The sequence below is a fragment of the Rhizobium sp. A37_96 genome (genome assembly GCF_053521765.1).
Window position 1 is genome coordinate 1 of the sequence record NZ_JBNWDS010000058.1, and the last position, 626, is coordinate 626.

Below are 626 nucleotides of genomic sequence, written 5' to 3' on the forward strand. Positions count from 1 at the left end.
GCCGTCAGCGCCTTGGCGGTCTGGTCGGAGAGATGGTCATTGTCGTGATCAGCCAGAAGAAGAATGGCCATGATGAAGTCTCCTTTTCCTGGACCTTAGAGGACGCCAGCTTCGTTTTTCAGCTTCTCGACCAGCTCGGCGACGGACTTGACCTTGACGCCCGCCTTGCGGCCACCGGGCTCCTCGGTCTTCAGCACCTTCAGGCGCGGCTCCGTGGAAACGCCGAAGTCGGACGGTGCCTTCTTGTCGAGCGGCTTCTTCTTGGCCTTCATGATGTTCGGCAGCGAGGCATAGCGCGGCTCGTTCAGCCGCAGGTCCGACGTGACGACGGCCGGAAGCTTGACCTCGATCGTCTGCAGGCCGCCATCCACTTCGCGGGTGACCTGGGCCTTGCCCTCACCGATCTCGATCTTCGAGGCGAAGGTTGCCTGCGCGGTGCCCAAGAGGGCTGCCAGCATCTGGCCGGTCTGATTGCTGTCGTCGTCGATCGCCTGCTTGCCGACGATGATCAGGCCCGGCTGTTCGGCCTCGGCCACGCCCTTGAGGATCTTGGCGACCGCCAGCGGCTCGACGGCGTCATCGGTCTCGACCAGGATGGCGCGATCCGCACCCATGGCCAGCGCCGT

Annotated in this window: 1 protein-coding gene; it reads right to left on the reverse strand. The window is 64.1% G+C overall.

What is annotated here, in order from left to right; genetic code table 11:
- Positions 1–95 precede the first annotated feature (95 nt).
- A partial coding sequence (locus tag ACQZ6J_RS33910; protein WP_449087242.1) for an electron transfer flavoprotein subunit beta/FixA family protein occupies positions 96–626 on the reverse strand: 531 nt, incomplete at its 5' end.